Below are 16,734 nucleotides of genomic sequence, written 5' to 3' on the forward strand. Positions count from 1 at the left end.
ACTGGCGGCAGGGAAAGGGCGAAGGGGCGGTCCCCTAACCCTTTGCCGAGAAGTAATCCGCGATGGTCCTGGCCATGGCCTGCGAAATCCCGTCCACGGCTTGCAGGTCTTCCACCCCCGCCCGCGCCACGGCTTTGGCGGACCCGAAGTGTTGCAGGAGGGCGCGTTTGCGGGCGGCTCCGATGCCGGGGATGTCGTCGAGGGGGGTCAGGCTGACCGCCTTCGCCCGCTTGGCGCGGTGGGCGCCGATGGCCCAGCGGTGCGCCTCGTCCCGCAGGCGCTGGATGAAGTAGAGGACGGGGTCGTTCCGTTGCAGGGCGAAGGGGCGTTCGCCGGGGCGGTGGAACTCTTCCTTCCCGGCGTCGCGGTCGATGCCCTTGGCGACGCCGACCACGGGGATGTCCTCGACGCCAAGCTCGGCCATGATCTCGGCCACGGCTGACACCTGCCCCGCGCCGCCGTCGATCAGCAGGAGGTCGGGCCACATCTCGGTCTTGCGGTCGGGGTCTTCCTTCAACAGACGCTCGAAGCGGCGGGTCAGGACTTCCTTCATCATGCCGAAATCGTCCGAGTTCGCCCCGGCCTCGGACCTGATGTTGAACTTGCGGTACTGCGATTTCAGAAAGCCCTCGGGCCCCGCGACGATCATGCCGCCCACGGCATTGGTGCCCTGAATGTGGGAGTTGTCGTAAACCTCGATCCGGCGCGGCGGGGCGTCGAGGTCGAAGGCCTCGGCGAGACCCTGGAGGAGCTTGTTCTGGGTGGTGGACTCGGCCATCCGGCGGGCGAGGCTTTCGCGGGCGTTCCTGACCGCATTTTCCACCAGTTCCGCCTTTTCGCCGCGCTGGGGGACGGCGAGTTCCACCTTGCGCCCGGCGCGGGCGGTCAGAGCCTCGGCCACGAGGTCGGGGTTGTCGAGCGTGTGGGAGAGGAGGATCAGGCGCGGCGGGTCCTTGTCGTCGTAGAACTGGGTGAGGAAGGCCTCCATGATCTCGGGCGCCTCGGCCCCGGCCCCGGTTTTCGGGTAGAAGTCGCGGTTGCCCCAGGACTGGTTGGCGCGGATGAAGAAGACCTGCACGCAGGCCTGGCCGTGTTCGAGGTGAAGGGCCACGACATCGGCTTCCGAGACGCCCTGCGGGTTGATGACCTGGCTTTGCTGCACCTGGGTCAGCGCCTTGATCCGGTCGCGCAGGGCGGCGGCGCGTTCGAATTCCATCGCCTCCGACGCAGCGGCCATGTCGCGGGCGAGATCGGCCTGCACGCTGGTCGTCTTGCCTTCGAGGAAGCGCTTGGCGTCCTCGACCAGCCCCGCATAGCCCTCGGCGCTGATCTTGCCGACGCAGGGCGCGCTGCACCGCTTGATCTGGTATTGCAGACAGGGGCGGGTGCGGGATTCGAACATGGAATCCGAGCAGTTGCGGAGGAGGAACACCTTCTGCAACTGGTTCAGGGTCCGGTTGACGGCGCCCGCGCTGGCGAAGGGGCCGAAGTAGGCGCCCTTCTCCGACTTCTTGCCGCGGTGCTTCTTGATCTGCGGAAAGGGATGTTCGGAGGAGATCAGGATGTTCGGGAAGGACTTGTCGTCGCGCAGCAGCACGTTGTAGCGCGGCTTCAGCTGCTTGATGAGGTTCTGTTCCAGAAGCAGCGCTTCGAGTTCCGTCCGCGTGGTCAGGAACATCATCGAGGCGGTTTCCTGGATCATACGGGCGATCCGCGCCGAATGGCCCGTGGGCCGGGCGTAGTTCGCCACCCGCGCCTTCAGATTGCGCGCCTTGCCGACATAGAGCACCTCGGAGGCGGCGTTCAGCATCCGGTAGACGCCGGGCGAGCCGTCGAGAGTGCGGAGGTAATCCTGGATCACCTCATGTCCGCTGCGCGGTTTGTCGTCCATGGTTTACAGTCTGTCGATTCTCGGGTTCGGGCTGCCACCAACCGAAGGGCGAGGCAAGAGCAAAGCTGTCCACGGAATCTGGGGATAACTCTGCGGAGAAGTTTTCGCGAATGTCAATTTTCCGTTGTTTTCGGCCCGGTTCGTGAGGTTGCCTAATTTTTAGGCACAATTGCAAGTCATTGATATCAAAAGAAAGAAATTTGTCCTCTTGGCAAATCCCTGAAATCCCAAGCGAATTATGACGAAGCTGTGACAGGGACGTGAGAAGTGGACAACTTGCCGTCGGGGTAGCCGGCGAGGCTATTCCACGCCCAGCACGTCAGGGGTCTGCCAGCCCAGATGCTGGCCGCCATCGACTGCGATGAACTGGCCGGTCACGGCGGGGCTGTCGAGGAAGAATCCCAGCGCGGCCGTGATGTCGGAGGGGTTCGCGCCGCGGCGCAGGATGGTGGCGGCGCGCTGGCGGGTGAAGTGTTCGGCCGACTGGCGCGCGCCCTGAAGCGTGGGGCCGGGGCCGATTGCGTTGACGCGGATATGGGGCGCAAGGCCCTGGGCGGCGGTGCGGGTCAGCGCCCAGAGGCCCATCTTGGCGATGGTGTAGGTGCTGAACTCGGGCGTCGGTTTCAGGATGCGCTGGTCGATCATGTTGACGATCAGGCCCCGGGCGAGGGGTTCCGCGTTTTCGTCGGTGGTGGCCTGGGGGCACTGGCGGGCGAAGCCCTGCGTCAGGACATAGGGCGCGCGGAGATTCGATTCGATGTGCCGGTCCCAGCTTTCGCGGGTCGCGGTGTCGATGCGGTCGTATTCGAAGATCGAGGCGTTGTTGACCAGAACGGTCAGCGGCCCGAGGGCCGCCGTGACGGCAGGGATCAGCGCCTGTGTCTCGGCTTCGACAAGCAGGTCGGCCCGGAAGGTCTGCGCCTTGCGGCCCGTGGCGCGGATTTCCTCGGCGACTGCCTCAGCTTCCTCTGCCGAGGCCGAATAGTGGACCGCCACGTCATGGCCGCGCCCCGCGAGGTAAAGTGCCATCGCGCGGCCCAGCCGCTTGCCCGCCCCCGTCACCAGTGCCGTCATTTCCGCTTGTCCCCGCAGTCGCATGTCGTCGTGCCGATGAGGTAGCGCCCGCATTTGCGGCAGCGAGCGGCTTTCTGGCGTTTCTGCATCACGCGGGGCAGGGCGCCGGGGAACAGGGCACGGCCGATCAGGGCGATCAGGACCATGGCCAGCAGGAAGACGAGGATGATCTTGAACAGCATCTAGAGGCCGTAGCGCGCCCAGAGCGCCCTGTCCTCGATCGCGCCGAGCGTTTCGTCCACCAGCGACAGGCCGAGACGCTGGAACAGGCTGCGCTTGCGGCCGAAGGGGACCGGCTTGACCTTGTCGCCATACAGCTCCTTCAGTTTGGGCACCATGTGGGCGATGCCATCGGCAAGGCCAAGGTCCACCGACTGCTGCCCGACCCAGATGTCGGCGTTGAAGAGGTCCGCCGTCTGATCCAGCCGCGCCCCGCGCGAGCGTTTCACATGATCGATGAAAGCCTGATGGATCGGGGTTTGCAGGGCCTTGAGCCGTTCCACATCCTCGGGTTTCTGCGGCAGGAAGGGGTCGGCGAAGCTTTTGGACTTGCCCGCCGTGACCACGCGCCGCTCGACCCCCTGGCGGGCCATCAGTTCGGGAAAGCCGAAGCTGGCGAAGATCACGCCGATCGAGCCGACGATGCTGCTGTGATCCACCCAGATGTCATCTGCCGCGCAGGCCAGCCAGTAGCCGCCCGAGGCCGCGACATCCTCGACAAAAGCGTGGACGGGGATCTTCTTCTCATCCGCCAGCCTGCGGATGCGGGCGGCGATCAGGCTGGACTGCACCGCCGATCCTCCGGGCGAGTTGACCTGAAGCGCCACGGCGGCGGGTTTCAGCTTGAAGGCCTTGTCGATCAGGGGCGCCAGCGCCTCGTCGTTGAGGGACCGGGTGCCGGTGCCGATGGTGCCGCCAAGGCGGATCACCGGGACGATGGCGGGTTTCGGCAGGAAGGGGATGAAGCGGCGCATGGGCCACAGGTAAGCCGTGCAGGGCTTGCGGGCAAGGGCGGCGCGCGGCAGGGTTCGGGAATGATCGACAAGCTGGAAATGTTCATCGCGCTGGCAAAGGAACGGCACTTCGGCCGCGCGGCGGAGGTCTGCGGGGTGACGCAGCCCTCGCTGTCCAGCGCGATCCGGCAGCTGGAGGATCAACTGGGCGTGCAGCTGGTGTTCCGGGGCAGCCGCTTCCAGGGCCTGACGCCGGAAGGCCAGCGGGTGCTGGACCGGGCGCTGGGCATCGTGGGTGACGTGCGGGCGTTGAAGGACGAGATGCGGGTGGTGCGGTCGGGCCTGTCGGGCAACCTGCGGATCGGGGTGATCCCGACGGCCCTGCCGATGGTGGCCGATCTGACGGGGCCTTTCACGCAGAAGCACCCGAATGTGCGGGTGTCCATCCTGTCGCGGACGAGCATCGAGATCCTGACGGGCATCGAGGCCTTGGACCTGGAGGCGGGCATCACCTATCTGGACAACGAGCCGCTGGGCCGGGTGTCTCAGGTGCCGCTTTACACCGAGTTCTACCGGCTGCTGATCGCCCCCGGATCGGACATGGCCTCGCGGCGGCAGGTGAGTTGGGCGGATCTCTCGGCTGTTCCCCTGTGCCTTCTGACCTCTGACATGCAGAACCGGCGGATCGTGAACCAGCATCTGGGCGAGGCGGGGGTGGTGGCCCAGCCGATGATCGAGTCGAACTCCACCATGGCGCTGGTCGCCCATGTGCTGACCGGGCGCTGGGCGAGCGTGGTGCCGAAGAAGCTGGCCGACATGTTCGTGGCGGATGGGCGGCTGGTGTCGATCCCCATCGTCGAGCCGGAGGCCGAGCATACCGTGGGCCTGATCGCGGCGCGGCGGGACCCGCAGACTCCGGTCTTGCAGGCGCTGGTGGACGAGGCGGCGCGGCTATTTCGATAGTTTCCGTCTATCGTTTGACGGTATATCTACATTGAAAATCGTATCAAGCCGGGCGTATACCTTGGGATGCCAGCCAGAGGTCTGCCCGCATGCTCGATTCCCAAGACCATTCCGACCGGATCGCCGAGATCCTTGAGGCCCATCAGGGGCTGGAGGGGCCGCTGCTGCCGATCCTCCATGCGGTGCAGGAGGCGTTCGGCTACATCCCCGAGGCTGCGGTGCCGCAGATCGCCAAGGCGCTGATGCTGTCGAAGGCGGAAGTGCATGGGGTGGTCAGTTTCTACCACGATTTCCGGTCGAAACCTGCGGGACGGCATGTGCTGAAGCTGTGCCGGGCCGAGGCCTGCCAGACCATGGGCGCGGATGCCGTGGCGGACCGGATCAAGCGGGCGTTGGGGATCGGCTGGCACGAGACGACGTCGGACGGCCGCGTAACGCTGGAGCCGGTGTTCTGCCTGGGCCTCTGCGCCTGCGGGCCGGCGGCGATGGTGGATGGGCGGCTGGTGGGCCGGGTGGATGAAAGCGTCTGCGCGGAGGTGGCGAAATGAAGGTCTTCGTTCCTCTGGATTCGGCGGCGGTTGCGCTGGGGGCTGACCGGATCGCCGAGGCGATTGTGGCCCAGGGCGCGGCGCGCGGGGTGACGGTGCAGGTGGTCCGCAATGGCTCGCGCGGGATGGTCTGGCTGGAGCCGCTGGTCGAGGTGGAGGTGGATGGTGTCCGCCACGGCTTCGGCCCGATGACTCTGGCCGATGTGCCGGGGCTGTTCAGCGATCTGGCGTCGCACCCGAAGGCCATCGGCCCGGTCGAGGCGCATCCCTGGATGAAGGGCCAGACGCGGTTGACCTTTGCCCGGGTGGGCGTGATCGACCCGCTGTCGCTGGACGACTACCGCGCGCATGGCGGGCTGGTGGGGCTGGACCGCGCCCGGGGGATGACCAGGGCCGAGATTGTCGCCGAGGTGACGGAGTCCGGCTTGCGCGGTCGCGGTGGGGCCGGGTTCCCGACCGGGATCAAGTGGAAGACCGTCTCGGAAGCTGCGGGCGACCAGAAATACATCGTCTGCAACGCGGATGAGGGCGACAGCGCCACCTTCGCCGACCGGATGCTGATGGAGGGCGATCCTTTCTGCCTGATAGAGGGCATGGCGATTGCGGGCCTCGCCTGCGGGGCTACCAAGGGCTATGTGTATATACGTTCTGAATATCCGGTGGCGATCCGGGTGATGGAGGCGGCCGTTCGGATCGCGCGCGAGGCCGGGGTGCTGGGCGCGGCCTTCGACATGGAAATCCGCGTCGGTGCAGGGGCCTATGTCTGCGGCGAGGAGACCAGCCTCCTGAACAGCCTTGAGGGCAAGCGCGGGGTGGTCCGCGCCAAGCCGCCGCTGCCGGCGCTACAGGGGTTCCTGGGGCGGCCTACCGTGGTGAACAACGTGATTTCCTTGGCGTCTGTGCCGGTGATCCTGGCGAAGGGCGCGGCCTTCTACAAGGACTTCGGGCTGGGCCGGTCGCGCGGGACGATCCCGTTGCAGATTGCCGGGAACGTGAAATACGGCGGGTTGTATGAGGTGGCCTTCGGGCTGACCCTGGGCGAGATCGTCAACGGGATCGGCGGCGGCACGGCCAGTGGCCGGCCGGTGAAGGCGGTACAGGTGGGCGGGCCCCTGGGCGCCTGGTTCCCGCCCGCGCTGTTCGACACGCCCTTCGGGTATGAGGAGTTCGGCGCGAAGGACGGGCTGATCGGCCATGCCGGCCTGACCGTCGCCGACGACACGGTTGACATGTTGCAGATGGCGCGCTTTGCGATGGAGTTCTGCGCGATCGAGTCCTGCGGGAAATGCACGCCCTGCCGGATCGGCTCGACCCGGGGGGTGGAGACCATTGACCGGCTGGCCCGGGGCGATGCCAGCGCGCTGCCGATCCTGACCGACCTGTGCAACACGATGAAATTCGGCTCGCTCTGCGCGCTTGGGGGCTTCACGCCCTATCCGGTGCTGAGCGCGCTGACGCATTTCCCCGATGACTTCGCCCGGCAGCGGGAGGCCGCAGAATGAGGCTGCAAAATTCTTCGAAGAATTTTGCCAAGATTTTTCGAAAAATCTTGGCCCGCGCGGGTGGACAGGTTCCGAGGAGGACCGCATGAAGGACTTCATCATCCCCGACCGCGATTTCGGCACTCCGGCTGCCAGGTCGAAGACCATGGTCACGCTGACCATCGACGGCTTTGAAGTGACGGTGCCGGAAGGCACCAGCATCATGCGCGCGGCGGCGGAGATCGGGATTTCGGTTCCGAAACTGTGCGCGACGGACAGTCTGGAGGCCTTCGGGTCCTGCCGTCTCTGCCTGGTGGAGATCGAGGGGCGGGCAGGAACGCCGGCCTCCTGCACCACGCCGGTGGCGCCGGGGCTGAAGGTTCACACCCAGACCGGCAAGCTGAAGCAGCTGCGGCGCGGGGTGATGGAGCTGTATATCTCGGACCACCCGCTGGACTGCCTGACGTGCAGCGCAAACGGCGATTGCGAGTTGCAGGACATGGCGGGGGCGGTGGGCCTGCGCGATGTGCGGTATGAGGCTGTAGATACGCATTTCAAGCCGCGCAACACCAGCGGCGAGGCGAACCCGCTGTATATACCGCGCGACGATTCCAACCCCTATTTCAGCTATGATCCGCAGAAATGCATCGTATGCAGCCGCTGCGTGCGGGCCTGCGAGGAAGTGCAGGGGACCTTTGCGCTGACCATCGAGGGGCGGGGCTTCGACAGCCGGGTGTCCTTCGGCGCGAAGTCGGACAATGCGCTGGCCAGCGATTGCGTGTCTTGCGGCGCCTGCGTGCAGGCCTGCCCGACGGCGACCTTGCAGGAGAAGTCGGTGATCGAGATCGGGACGCCGGACCGGTCGATCATCACCACCTGCGCCTATTGCGGGGTGGGCTGTTCGTTCAAGGCCGAGATGCGCGGCGACGAGCTGGTGCGCATGACGCCCTACAAGCACGGCAAGGCCAACCGGGGGCACAGCTGCGTCAAGGGCCGGTTTGCCTATGGCTATGCCACGCACAAGGACCGCATCCTGAAGCCGATGATCCGCGAGACCATCGAGGAGCCCTGGCGAGAAGTGTCCTGGGCCGAGGCGATGGAGTTCGCCGCCGCCAGGATGAAGGGCATCCAGGCGAAATACGGGCGCAATTCGGTGGGGGTCATCACCTCCAGCCGCTGCACCAACGAGGAAGCCTATCTGGTCCAGAAACTCGCCCGGGCGGTGTTCCGCAACAACAACACCGACACCTGCGCGCGGGTCTGCCATTCGCCCACCGGCTATGGGCTGGGGCAGACTTTCGGCACCAGCGCGGGCACGCAGGACTTTGATTCGGTCGAGGAAGCCGATGTCATCATGGTCATCGGTGCGAACCCCCATGCCGGGCATCCGGTCTTCGCCAGCCGGATGAAGAGGCGGCTGCGCCAGGGGGCGAAGCTGATCGTCGTCGATCCCCGGCGCACGGAAACGGTGGAAGGCCCGCATTACAAGGCGGCGCATCATCTGGCGCTGACGCCGGGGACGAACGTCGCCGTGGTCTCGGCCATGGCGCATGTGATCGTGACCGAGAAGCTCTACAATGAAGAGTTCATCCGCAGCCGCTGCGACTGGGACGAGTTCCTGGACTATGCCGAGTTCATCAGCGACCCGCGTCACAGCCCCGAGGCGGTGGAGCTGGTCACCGGCGTCCCGGCCGAGGAGCTGCGCGCGGCGGCGCGGCTCTATGCCACCGGCGGCAATGCGGCGATCTACTACGGGCTTGGGGTGACAGAGCACAGCCAGGGCTCCACCACCGTGATCGGGATCGCCAACCTCGCCATGCTGACCGGCAATATCGGGCGGCGCGGCGTGGGGGTGAACCCTCTGCGGGGGCAGAACAACGTGCAGGGGTCCTGTGACATGGGGTCCTTCCCGCATGAACTGCCGGGCTACCGCCATGTGAAGAACCCGGAAGTCCGCGCGATCTATGAGGCGGCCTGGGGTGTCAAGCTGGACCCGGAACCCGGCCTGCGCATCCCGAACATGCTGGACGCCGCCGTGGAAGGCACGTTCAAGGGGCTCTATTGCCAGGGTGAGGACATCCTGCAATCCGACCCCGACACGAAGCACGTTGCGGCGGGTCTGGCGGCGATGGAATGCGTGATCGTCCACGACCTGTTCCTGAACGAGACGGCGAATTACGCGCATGTGTTCTTCCCCGGCTCCACCTTCCTGGAAAAGGACGGGACCTTCACCAATGCCGAACGCCGGATCAACATGGTCCGCAAGGTGATGGCTCCGAAGCAGGGCTATGCCGACTGGGAAGTGACCCAGATGTTTGCGAACGCGATGGGGGCGAACTGGGGTTACACGCATCCCAGCCAGATCATGGAAGAAATCGCCATGACCACGCCGTCCTTCGCGGGCGTGACCTACGAGAAGCTGGAGACGCTGGGCAGCGTCCAGTGGCCCTGCAACGAAAAGGCGCCCGAGGGCACTCCGCTGATGCACATCGACGGCTTCGTGCGCGGCAAGGGCAAGTTCATCCGCACCGAATATGTGGCGACGGACGAAAAGACCGGGCCGCGCTTCCCGCTGCTGCTGACAACGGGGCGTATCCTGTCGCAGTACAACGTGGGCGCGCAGACGCGGCGGACGGCGAATGTGGTCTGGCATGATGAGGATGTGCTGGAGATCCACCCGCACGATGCGGAAAACCGCGGCATCCGCGAGGGCGACTATGTGCGGCTGGCCAGCCGGTCGGGGGAGACGACCTTGCGGGCGACGCTGACCGACAAGGTGCCTCCCGGCGTGGTCTATACGACCTTCCACTTCCCCGGAACGCAGGCGAACGTCATCACCACCGACTTCAGCGACTGGGCGACCAACTGCCCGGAATACAAGGTGACGGCGGTGCAGGTCTCGCCGTCCAACGGTCCGTCCGAGTGGCAGAAGGAATACGAGGCCCAGGCCGCCCGGTCGCGCCGGATTCTGGCGGCGGAATGAAGGGCGCGCGGGCCACGCCCCGGCTGGTGTTCGGGACTTCGGTTGCGGCCGGAGAACGGGTGCTGCCCGAGGAAGTGGCCGTGGCGCTGTCATTCAACGGGACGACGCAGGCGGTGATGATGGCAACGCCCGCGGATCTGGAGGATTTCGGTGTGGGCTTCGCCCTGACCGAGGGGATTGCCCGGCCCGAGGAGATCCTGTCGGTCGAGGTGGTCGAGGTCGCGCGGGGCTGGGACGTGCAGGTCTGGCTGCGCCCCGAGGCCGAGGCCCGGCTGGCGGCGCGGCGGCGGGTGATGGCAGGGCCGGTGGGCTGCGGGCTGTGCGGGATCGACTCGATCGACCAGGCGCTGCGCGAGGTGCCGGTGGTGCCGCCCTCGCCATTCCGGATGACGCCTTCGCAGGTGCTGGCGGCGGTCGCGGCGCTGCCGGGGCAGCAGCGGCTGCACGACGCGACGCGGGCGGTGCATGGCGCGGCGTTCTGGAACGGGCGGATCGCCCTGGCCCGTGAGGACGTGGGGCGGCACAACGCGCTGGACAAGCTGGTCGGCGGGATGCTGCGGGAGGGGATCGCTCTGCCGGGTGCGGTGGTGCTGACCAGCCGCGTCTCGACCGACATGGTGCAGAAGGTGGCCATGCTGGGCGCGCCGATGGTGATTGCGGTTTCAGCCCCGACGGTGGCGGCGGTGGATCTGGCCGAGGCTGCGGGGATCACCCTTGTGGCTGTGGCGAGGGGGGAGCGTTTCGAGGTCTTCTCGCATACGGATCGGATTGTGACGGAGGAAGCCCGTGTCGGTTGAAAAGATCACCCGGATGGCGAATGATATCGCGAAGTTCATGGAATCGAAGCCGCATGACGAGGGCGCGGCGCTGCTGGCGGCCCATATCAACGATTTCTGGGATCCCCGGATGCGGCGGCAGCTGTTCGAGATCCTGGATGCCGGCGGGGCGGGGCTGCGGCCGCTGGTGATCGACGCGGCCGGCGCGATCCGGCGGCCGGTGCCCGCAGCGGCCTGATCCCGGGGGCGCCGGAATTCTGAAGAAGAATTCCGGTCCGGAAATCGTTCGATTTCCGGTGGCGGGCGTCAGTCGCGCAGAACGCCGGCGAGATGCGCACCGTAGCTCGACTTGCCGAAGACCTGCGCCTGGCGTTCCAGTCCGGCGCGGTCGATCCAGCCCTGACGGAAGGCGATCTCGTCCGGCGAGCCGACCTGCATCCCCTGCCGGTCCTGAAGCGTGCGGACGAAGTTCCCGGCATCCAGCAGGCTGCCCGGCGTGCCGGTATCGAGCCAGGCGAAGCCGCGGCCCATGCGTTCGACCCGGAGGCTGCCCTCGGCGCGGTAGTGTTCCAGGACATCGACGATTTCCAGCTCGCCGCGCGGCGAGGGCCTGATCGTCGCGGCAATGTCCGGCGCGCGGCCGTCGAGGAAGTAGAGGCCGGTGATCGCGAAGCTCGAGGGGGGGACCTTCGGTTTCTCGACGATCCGGGTGACGCGGCCGTCGGCGTCGAAGGCCGCGACGCCATAGCGTTCGGGGTCGGAGACATGGTAGCCGAACACGGTGCCCCCCGAAGCCTGCCCGCTGGCGCGATGCAGGATTTCGGGCAGGCCGTGGCCGAAGAAGATGTTGTCCCCAAGGCACATGGCGGAAGGCGCGCCCGCCAGGAAATCGCGCGTCAGAAGGTAGGCCTGCGCCAGGCCCTCGGGCCGTTCCTGGACAACCCAGGTGAAGCTGACGCCCCATTGGCGGCCGTCGCCCAGCAGGCGCTGGAACTGGGGCTGATCCTCGGGGGTGGTGATGATCGCGATCTCGCGGATGCCCGCAAGCATCAGGACCGAGATCGGGTAATAGATCATCGGCTTGTCGTAGATCGGCAGAAGCTGTTTCGACACGCCCAGCGTGATCGGCCAGAGGCGCGAGCCGGTGCCTCCGGCGAGGAGGATGCCTTTGCGGGTCATGAGCGCAACTCCTTCACGATCGCTTTCAGCCCCTCGCGCCAGTCCGGGCGCGGGAGGCCGAATGCAGCGGTGAATGCCCGACAATCGAGGCGGGAATTCAGCGGGCGTCTGGCCGGGGTGGGGTATTCGCTGGTCGGGATGTCGGTGATCCGGCAGGAAAGTCCGGCCTCGGCCATGATACGCCTTGCGAAATCGGCCCAGCTGGTGTCGGGGGCGCCCGAGAAGTGATGGGTGCCGCCGGGGGTGCCGTCGGCCATGGCTCTGGCGGTGGTCAGCAGCGCCTCGGCGATGGCTGCGGCGGGGGTCGGGCCGCCGATCTGGTCGGCGACGACGTTGAGGCTTTCGCGTTCGGTCCCGAGGCGAAGCATGGTTTTCACGAAGTTCGCGCCGTGGGCGGAGACGACCCAGGAGGTGCGCAGGATCAGATGCTTGCCACCTGCCGCCCGCACGCCCTGTTCCCCGGCCAGCTTGGAGCGGCCATAGGCGCCAAGCGGGGCTGTCGGGTGGTCGGGGGCGAAGGGCTGGTCGCCCGCGCCGTCGAAAACATAGTCGGTGGAGACGTGGAGGAAGCGGATGCCCCTGGCGGCGGCGGCCCTGGCCATGGCGGCGGGGGCATCGCCGTTGACCACGGTTGCGGCGGCTTCCTCGGCCTCGGCCTTGTCCACGGCGGTCCAGGCGGCGGCGTTGATAACGGCGTCGGCGTCCGAAGCCGCGATGGCGGCGGCGCAGGCGGCGGGGTGCATCAGATCGGCCTGATCGCGGCCGAGGTAGGTGGCGTCGGGGGCGAGGCGCTGAAGTTCGCGCGCGACCTGGCCGGTCTTGCCGAACACGAGGAGCTTCATGCCCGGCCCAGCCTTTCGCCCACGCCCTGCCGGTTCAGGAGCGGGCGCCACCAGGCTTCGTTGTCGAGATACCAGCGGACGGTGCGGCGCAGGCCCTCTTCCACGGTCACGCTTGGCCGCCAGCCCAGTTCCTCGCGGATGCGGGTGGGGTCGATGGCATAGCGGGCGTCATGGCCGGGGCGGTCGGTGACGAAGGTGATCTGGTCGGCATAGGGCGTGGCCTTCGGCGCCATCTCGTCGAGAAGCGCGCAGATCGTGCGCACGAGGTCGATGTTGCGGCGCTCGTTCTCGCCGCCGATGTTGTAGCTGCGGCCGATCCGGCCCTTCTCCAGCACAAGGAGGAGGGCGTCGGCGTGGTCCTCGACATACAGCCAGTCGCGGACGTTTTTGCCCGTGCCGTAAACCGGGATGGGTTTGCCGTGCAGCGCGTTCAGGATGACGACCGGGATCAGTTTCTCGGGAAAGTGGTAGGGGCCGTAGTTGTTCGAGCAGTTGGTCAGGACGACCGGCAGTCCGTAGGTTTCGTGCCAGGCGCGGACGAGGTGGTCGGAGGCAGCTTTCGACGCGGAATAGGGTGAACGGGGGTCGTAGGGGGTTTCCTCGGTGAACCGGCCTTCCGGGCCGAGGGAGCCGAAGACCTCGTCGGTGGAGATGTGGTGAAAGCGGAAGCTGTCGGGTTTCCCCTGCCGCATCCAGTGGGCGCGGGCGGCCTCCAGCAGGTTGAAGGTGCCGGTGATGTTCGTCTGGATGAAATCCGCCGGGCCGTCGATGGAGCGGTCCACATGGCTTTCGGCGGCCAGGTGCATCACGGCGTCGGGGCTGTGGGTCGCGAAGATGCGGTCCAGCGCGGCGCGGTCGCGGATGTCGGCCTGTTCGAAGCTGTAGCGGTTGGAGCTGGCGACCGGGGCCACGTTGGCGGCATTCGCGGCATAGGTCATGGCGTCGAGGTTGACCACTTCGTGACCTCGGGCAACGGCCAGGCGGACGACGGCAGAGCCGATGAAGCCGCAGCCTCCGGTGACGAGCAGTTTCATTGCGGCTCCCGGCGGAAGGGGATGCCGATGTCGGCGAGCAGAGGGGCCCGGGCGTCCTTGTCCGACAGGATCGGCGTGGTGGTGCCCCAGTCGATGCCAAGCGCGGGGTCGTCCCAGCGGACGGCGCCGTCATGGTCGGGGCTGTAGAGGTCGGAGCATTTGTACTGCACCTCGGTGTCGTCGGTCAGGGTGACGAAGCCGTGCAGGAAGCCCTTGGGGACGAAGAGTTGCCGCCCGTTTTCGGGGGTCAGTTCGATGGCGACATGGCGTCCGTAGGTCGGCGAGCCAGTGCGGATGTCGACGGCGACATCCAGGATCGCGCCGCGCGAACAGCGGACCAGCTTGTCCTGGGCGCGGGGCGGGGACTGGAAGTGCAGGCCGCGGAGCGTGCCTCTGGCGGCCGAGAAGGAGTGGTTGTCCTGCGCCCAGGGCAGGTCGAGCCCGGCATCGGCCATCCGCGCTGCGTTCCAGGTTTCCATGAACCATCCGCGCGCGTCGCCGAAGCGGCGGGGGGTGAGGATCAGGACCTCGGGCAATGCGGTGGGGTCAATCTGCATGGGTGAAACTCGGACGGCACGGCTGCGGCAGACTTGCGACGAACGGGGGCGCAATGCAAGCCAAGATGGCCGGGAAACAGTCTGTTTGCGGGGTTTTGCCGGGTCGCATCCTGGGCTATCACGAGGGCCGCAGTCTGGGGAAGGACGGGACATGACTCATCTTTGGGTGCGCGCGGAACAGCGGCCGAACGAGGAACGCGTGGGACTGACGCCCGAGGGCGCGGCGGCGCTGGTCAAGGCGGGGATCCGGGTGACGGTGGAGAAGTCCTCGGTCCGCGCGATCCCGCTGGAGGGCTATGTGGCGGCGGGCTGCGAGATCGCGGAAGAGAACCTGTGGCCGAAGGCGCCTGCCGATGCGATCATCTTCGGGCTGAAGGAACTGCCGGAGGATGGCACGCCGCTGACGCACCGGCACATCATGTTCGGCCATGCCTACAAGGGGCAGCCGGCGGGGCGGGTGCTGTTGCAGCGGTTCAAGGCGGGCGGCGGGACGCTTTACGATCTGGAATATCTGGTGGACGAGACCGGGCGTCGGGTGGCGGCCTTCGGCTATTGGGCGGGCTATGCCGGCGCTGCGGTTTCGCTGAAATGCTGGGCGGCGCAGCAGCGGGGCGGGATTGCCGGGCCGGTCAGGAAGGTGGCGTCGAAGGAGGCGCTGCTGGCGCAACTGGGTGAGGAGTTGGCCGGGCTGGGTCGGCCCCGGGCGATCATCATCGGCGCGCTGGGCCGGGTGGGGACGGGGGCGGCGGACCTCTGCACGGCGATGGGCGTCGAGGTCACCCGGTGGGACATGGCCGAGACGGCAAGCGGCGGGCCCTTCCCGGAAGTGTTGCAGCACGAGATCTTCCTGAACTGCATTCTTGCGCGTCCGGGCTGTCCGGTGTTCGTGCCCGCCTCGGCCAAGACGGATGCGCGCAAGCTGACGGTGATCGGGGATATCGCCTGCGATCCGACCTCGGACTTTTCGCCGATCAAGGTCTATGACCGGGCGACGGACTGGGATGTTCCGGCCTTGCGGGTCCATGACGACCCGCCGCTGGACGTGACGGCGATCGACAATCTGCCCAGCCTGATGCCGGTGGAATCCTCGCAGGACTATGCGGCGCAGCTGTTGCCGTCGCTGCTGACGCTGAACGACCTTGGCTCCGGCGTCTGGGGGCGGGCCAAGGTGGAATTCGACAGGCACGTCGCGGGCGTGTGAGCGGGGGCGAATCTTTTCGGAAAGATTTGCAAGAGTTTTCGCAAACTCTTGCCGCCAGACGGCAAGCGGAGGGGAGAAAGACCATGACGATCCACTGGTGCGGCACGGGGCTGTCGTCGATTCCGGGCCTGAGGCGGCTGATCGAGGCGGGGCATCCGGTCACGGTCTGGAACCGCACGGTCGAAAAGGCCCGCGCCGAGGTTGGCGACCTGACGCAGGACATCCGGGCGTTTTCGCTGGAGACCCTGGCCGAGGCGCTGAAGCCCGGCGACATCGCGGTGTCGATGTTGCCTGCGGATCAGCATGTGGGGATCGCCAGGCTGTGTCTGGAGAAGGGGGCGAACTTCTGTTCGTCCTCCTACATCGCGCCCGAGATGCGGGCGCTGGATGAGGATTTCCGCGAGGCGGGGCTGGTGTCGATCAACGAGGTCGGCCTCGACCCCGGGATCGACCATTTGATGGCGCATGATCTGGTGGCGCGCTATCGGGCGTCGAAGGTCTATGACAACGACAACGTGCTGAGCTTTACCAGCTACTGCGGCGGCGTGCCGAAAGAGCCGAACGCCTTCCGTTACAAGTTCTCCTGGGCTCCGGCGGGGGTGCTGAAGGCGTTGCGGTCTCCGTCCCGCAGCCTGCGGCATTTCACCGAACTGCGGGTGGCGCGGCCCTGGGATGCGATCAGCCGTTACGACGCACCGCTGCCGGTGCCGGAGAGTTTCGAGGTCTACCCCAACCGCGACAGCTATCCGTTCATGGAGGAATACCGCTTCGAGAAGCACTGGAAGGTCAAGGACTTCGTTCGTGGCACGATAAGGCTGAACGGCTGGGCCGATGCCTGGGCTCCGATCTTCCGCGAGATCGAGGCGCTGGAAGGCAAGCCGCTGGCCGAGATCAACGCGGCGCTGGAGGCACGGGCGGCGGCGCTGTTGAAAGAAAACGCCTACGCGCCGGGAGAGCCCGACCGGGTGGTGCTGTTCGTGGCACTGAAGGCGGAGCGCGACGGGAAGCCGGTGTTCCATCAGACCTGGGCGATGGATGCCTGGGGCGATGTGCGCGGGACGGCGATGGGGCGGCTGGTCTCGGTCCCGGTGTCGCTGGCGATCCAGGCGGTGCTGAACCGCGAGATTCCGGCGGGCGTCCACGGCGCGCCACATGACCCGAAGCTGGTGGCGCGCTGGCTGGATCAGGTCGGCCATCTGGCGCAGTTCCTGCGGCGGATCGACCATCTGGGCTGACGGCACCCGCTGACGGC

General features: G+C 66.8%; 16 protein-coding genes. 8 read left to right on the top strand and 8 right to left on the bottom strand.

Going from position 1 to position 16,734, the window contains the following annotated elements; all coding sequences use genetic code 11:
• Positions 1 to 34: 34 nt before the first annotated feature.
• From uvrC to G8O29_RS03105, 4 genes are all read right to left on the bottom strand, one after another.
• The gene (gene uvrC / locus G8O29_RS03090) at positions 35 to 1,891 is read right to left on the bottom strand and encodes an excinuclease ABC subunit UvrC (protein WP_166401758.1); all 1,857 of its coding nucleotides are present in this window, start codon (positions 1,889 to 1,891) and stop codon (positions 35 to 37) included.
• Positions 1,892 to 2,191: 300 nt separating this feature from the next.
• Positions 2,192 to 2,965, bottom strand: a complete 774-nt coding sequence (locus tag G8O29_RS03095) for an SDR family oxidoreductase (protein WP_242678856.1) — start codon at positions 2,963 to 2,965, stop codon at positions 2,192 to 2,194.
• Positions 2,962 to 3,147, bottom strand: a complete 186-nt coding sequence (locus G8O29_RS03100) for a hypothetical protein (protein ID WP_166401760.1) — start codon at positions 3,145 to 3,147, stop codon at positions 2,962 to 2,964. The genes G8O29_RS03095 and G8O29_RS03100 overlap by 4 nt, the downstream gene beginning before the upstream one ends.
• A complete protein-coding gene (locus tag G8O29_RS03105; protein WP_166401761.1) occupies positions 3,148 to 3,939 on the bottom strand; it encodes a S49 family peptidase in 792 nt (263 codons plus the stop codon).
• Positions 3,940 to 3,999: 60 nt separating this feature from the next.
• Between G8O29_RS03105 and G8O29_RS03110 the strand changes: the two genes are divergently transcribed.
• The 6 genes from G8O29_RS03110 (at position 4,000) to G8O29_RS03135 (ending at position 10,907) form a co-directional block, all read left to right on the top strand.
• Positions 4,000 to 4,881, top strand: a complete 882-nt coding sequence (locus G8O29_RS03110; protein WP_166401762.1) for a LysR family transcriptional regulator — start codon at positions 4,000 to 4,002, stop codon at positions 4,879 to 4,881.
• Positions 4,882 to 4,970: 89 nt separating this feature from the next.
• Positions 4,971 to 5,429, top strand: coding sequence for a formate dehydrogenase subunit gamma (locus G8O29_RS03115; protein WP_166401763.1), 459 nt, complete (start codon positions 4,971 to 4,973; stop codon positions 5,427 to 5,429).
• Positions 5,426 to 6,931 carry a formate dehydrogenase beta subunit gene (locus G8O29_RS03120; protein WP_166401764.1) on the top strand — a complete coding sequence of 502 codons (1,506 nt, stop codon included), beginning with the start codon at positions 5,426 to 5,428 and terminating at the stop codon, positions 6,929 to 6,931. The genes G8O29_RS03115 and G8O29_RS03120 overlap by 4 nt, the downstream gene beginning before the upstream one ends.
• Before the next feature lie 85 nt (positions 6,932 to 7,016).
• Positions 7,017 to 9,893, top strand: a complete 2,877-nt coding sequence (fdhF, locus tag G8O29_RS03125; RefSeq protein WP_166401765.1) for a formate dehydrogenase subunit alpha — start codon at positions 7,017 to 7,019, stop codon at positions 9,891 to 9,893.
• The gene (gene fdhD, locus G8O29_RS03130; RefSeq protein ID WP_166401766.1) at positions 9,890 to 10,690 is read left to right on the top strand and encodes a formate dehydrogenase accessory sulfurtransferase FdhD; all 801 of its coding nucleotides are present in this window, start codon (positions 9,890 to 9,892) and stop codon (positions 10,688 to 10,690) included. The genes fdhF and fdhD overlap by 4 nt, the downstream gene beginning before the upstream one ends.
• Positions 10,680 to 10,907, top strand: a complete 228-nt coding sequence (locus tag G8O29_RS03135; RefSeq protein ID WP_166401767.1) for a formate dehydrogenase subunit delta — start codon at positions 10,680 to 10,682, stop codon at positions 10,905 to 10,907. The genes fdhD and G8O29_RS03135 overlap by 11 nt, the downstream gene beginning before the upstream one ends.
• Positions 10,908 to 10,975: 68 nt before the next feature.
• On the opposite strand, the gene rfbA is transcribed toward G8O29_RS03135, so the two are convergent.
• The 4 genes from rfbA to rfbC are packed head-to-tail and all read right to left on the bottom strand — an operon-like array spanning position 10,976 to position 14,281.
• A complete protein-coding gene (gene rfbA / locus G8O29_RS03140) occupies positions 10,976 to 11,848 on the bottom strand; it encodes a glucose-1-phosphate thymidylyltransferase RfbA (RefSeq protein ID WP_166401768.1) in 873 nt (290 codons plus the stop codon).
• Positions 11,845 to 12,690, bottom strand: coding sequence for a dTDP-4-dehydrorhamnose reductase (gene rfbD / locus G8O29_RS03145; RefSeq protein WP_166401769.1), 846 nt, complete (start codon positions 12,688 to 12,690; stop codon positions 11,845 to 11,847). Before rfbD ends, rfbA begins: the two co-directional genes overlap by 4 nt.
• Complete coding sequence (rfbB, locus tag G8O29_RS03150; RefSeq protein ID WP_166401770.1) at positions 12,687 to 13,724, bottom strand: dTDP-glucose 4,6-dehydratase; 1,038 nt, start codon at positions 13,722 to 13,724, stop codon at positions 12,687 to 12,689. Before rfbB ends, rfbD begins: the two co-directional genes overlap by 4 nt.
• A complete protein-coding gene (gene rfbC, locus G8O29_RS03155; RefSeq protein ID WP_166401771.1) occupies positions 13,721 to 14,281 on the bottom strand; it encodes a dTDP-4-dehydrorhamnose 3,5-epimerase in 561 nt (186 codons plus the stop codon). Before rfbC ends, rfbB begins: the two co-directional genes overlap by 4 nt.
• A 151-nt stretch (positions 14,282 to 14,432) precedes the next feature.
• On the opposite strand from rfbC, the gene G8O29_RS03160 reads away from it, so the two are divergent.
• Positions 14,433 to 15,482 carry a saccharopine dehydrogenase gene (locus G8O29_RS03160; RefSeq protein WP_166401772.1) on the top strand — a complete coding sequence of 350 codons (1,050 nt, stop codon included), beginning with the start codon at positions 14,433 to 14,435 and terminating at the stop codon, positions 15,480 to 15,482.
• Between the two features lie 83 nt (positions 15,483 to 15,565).
• Positions 15,566 to 16,717: a saccharopine dehydrogenase family protein gene (locus G8O29_RS03165; protein ID WP_166401773.1), complete on the top strand. Its 1,152-nt coding sequence runs from the start codon at positions 15,566 to 15,568 to the stop codon at positions 16,715 to 16,717.
• Positions 16,718 to 16,734: the final 17 nt, after the last annotated feature.

Source organism: Rhodobacter calidifons, from assembly GCF_011174775.1.
Classification (GTDB): domain Bacteria; phylum Pseudomonadota; class Alphaproteobacteria; order Rhodobacterales; family Rhodobacteraceae; genus Tabrizicola; species Tabrizicola calidifons.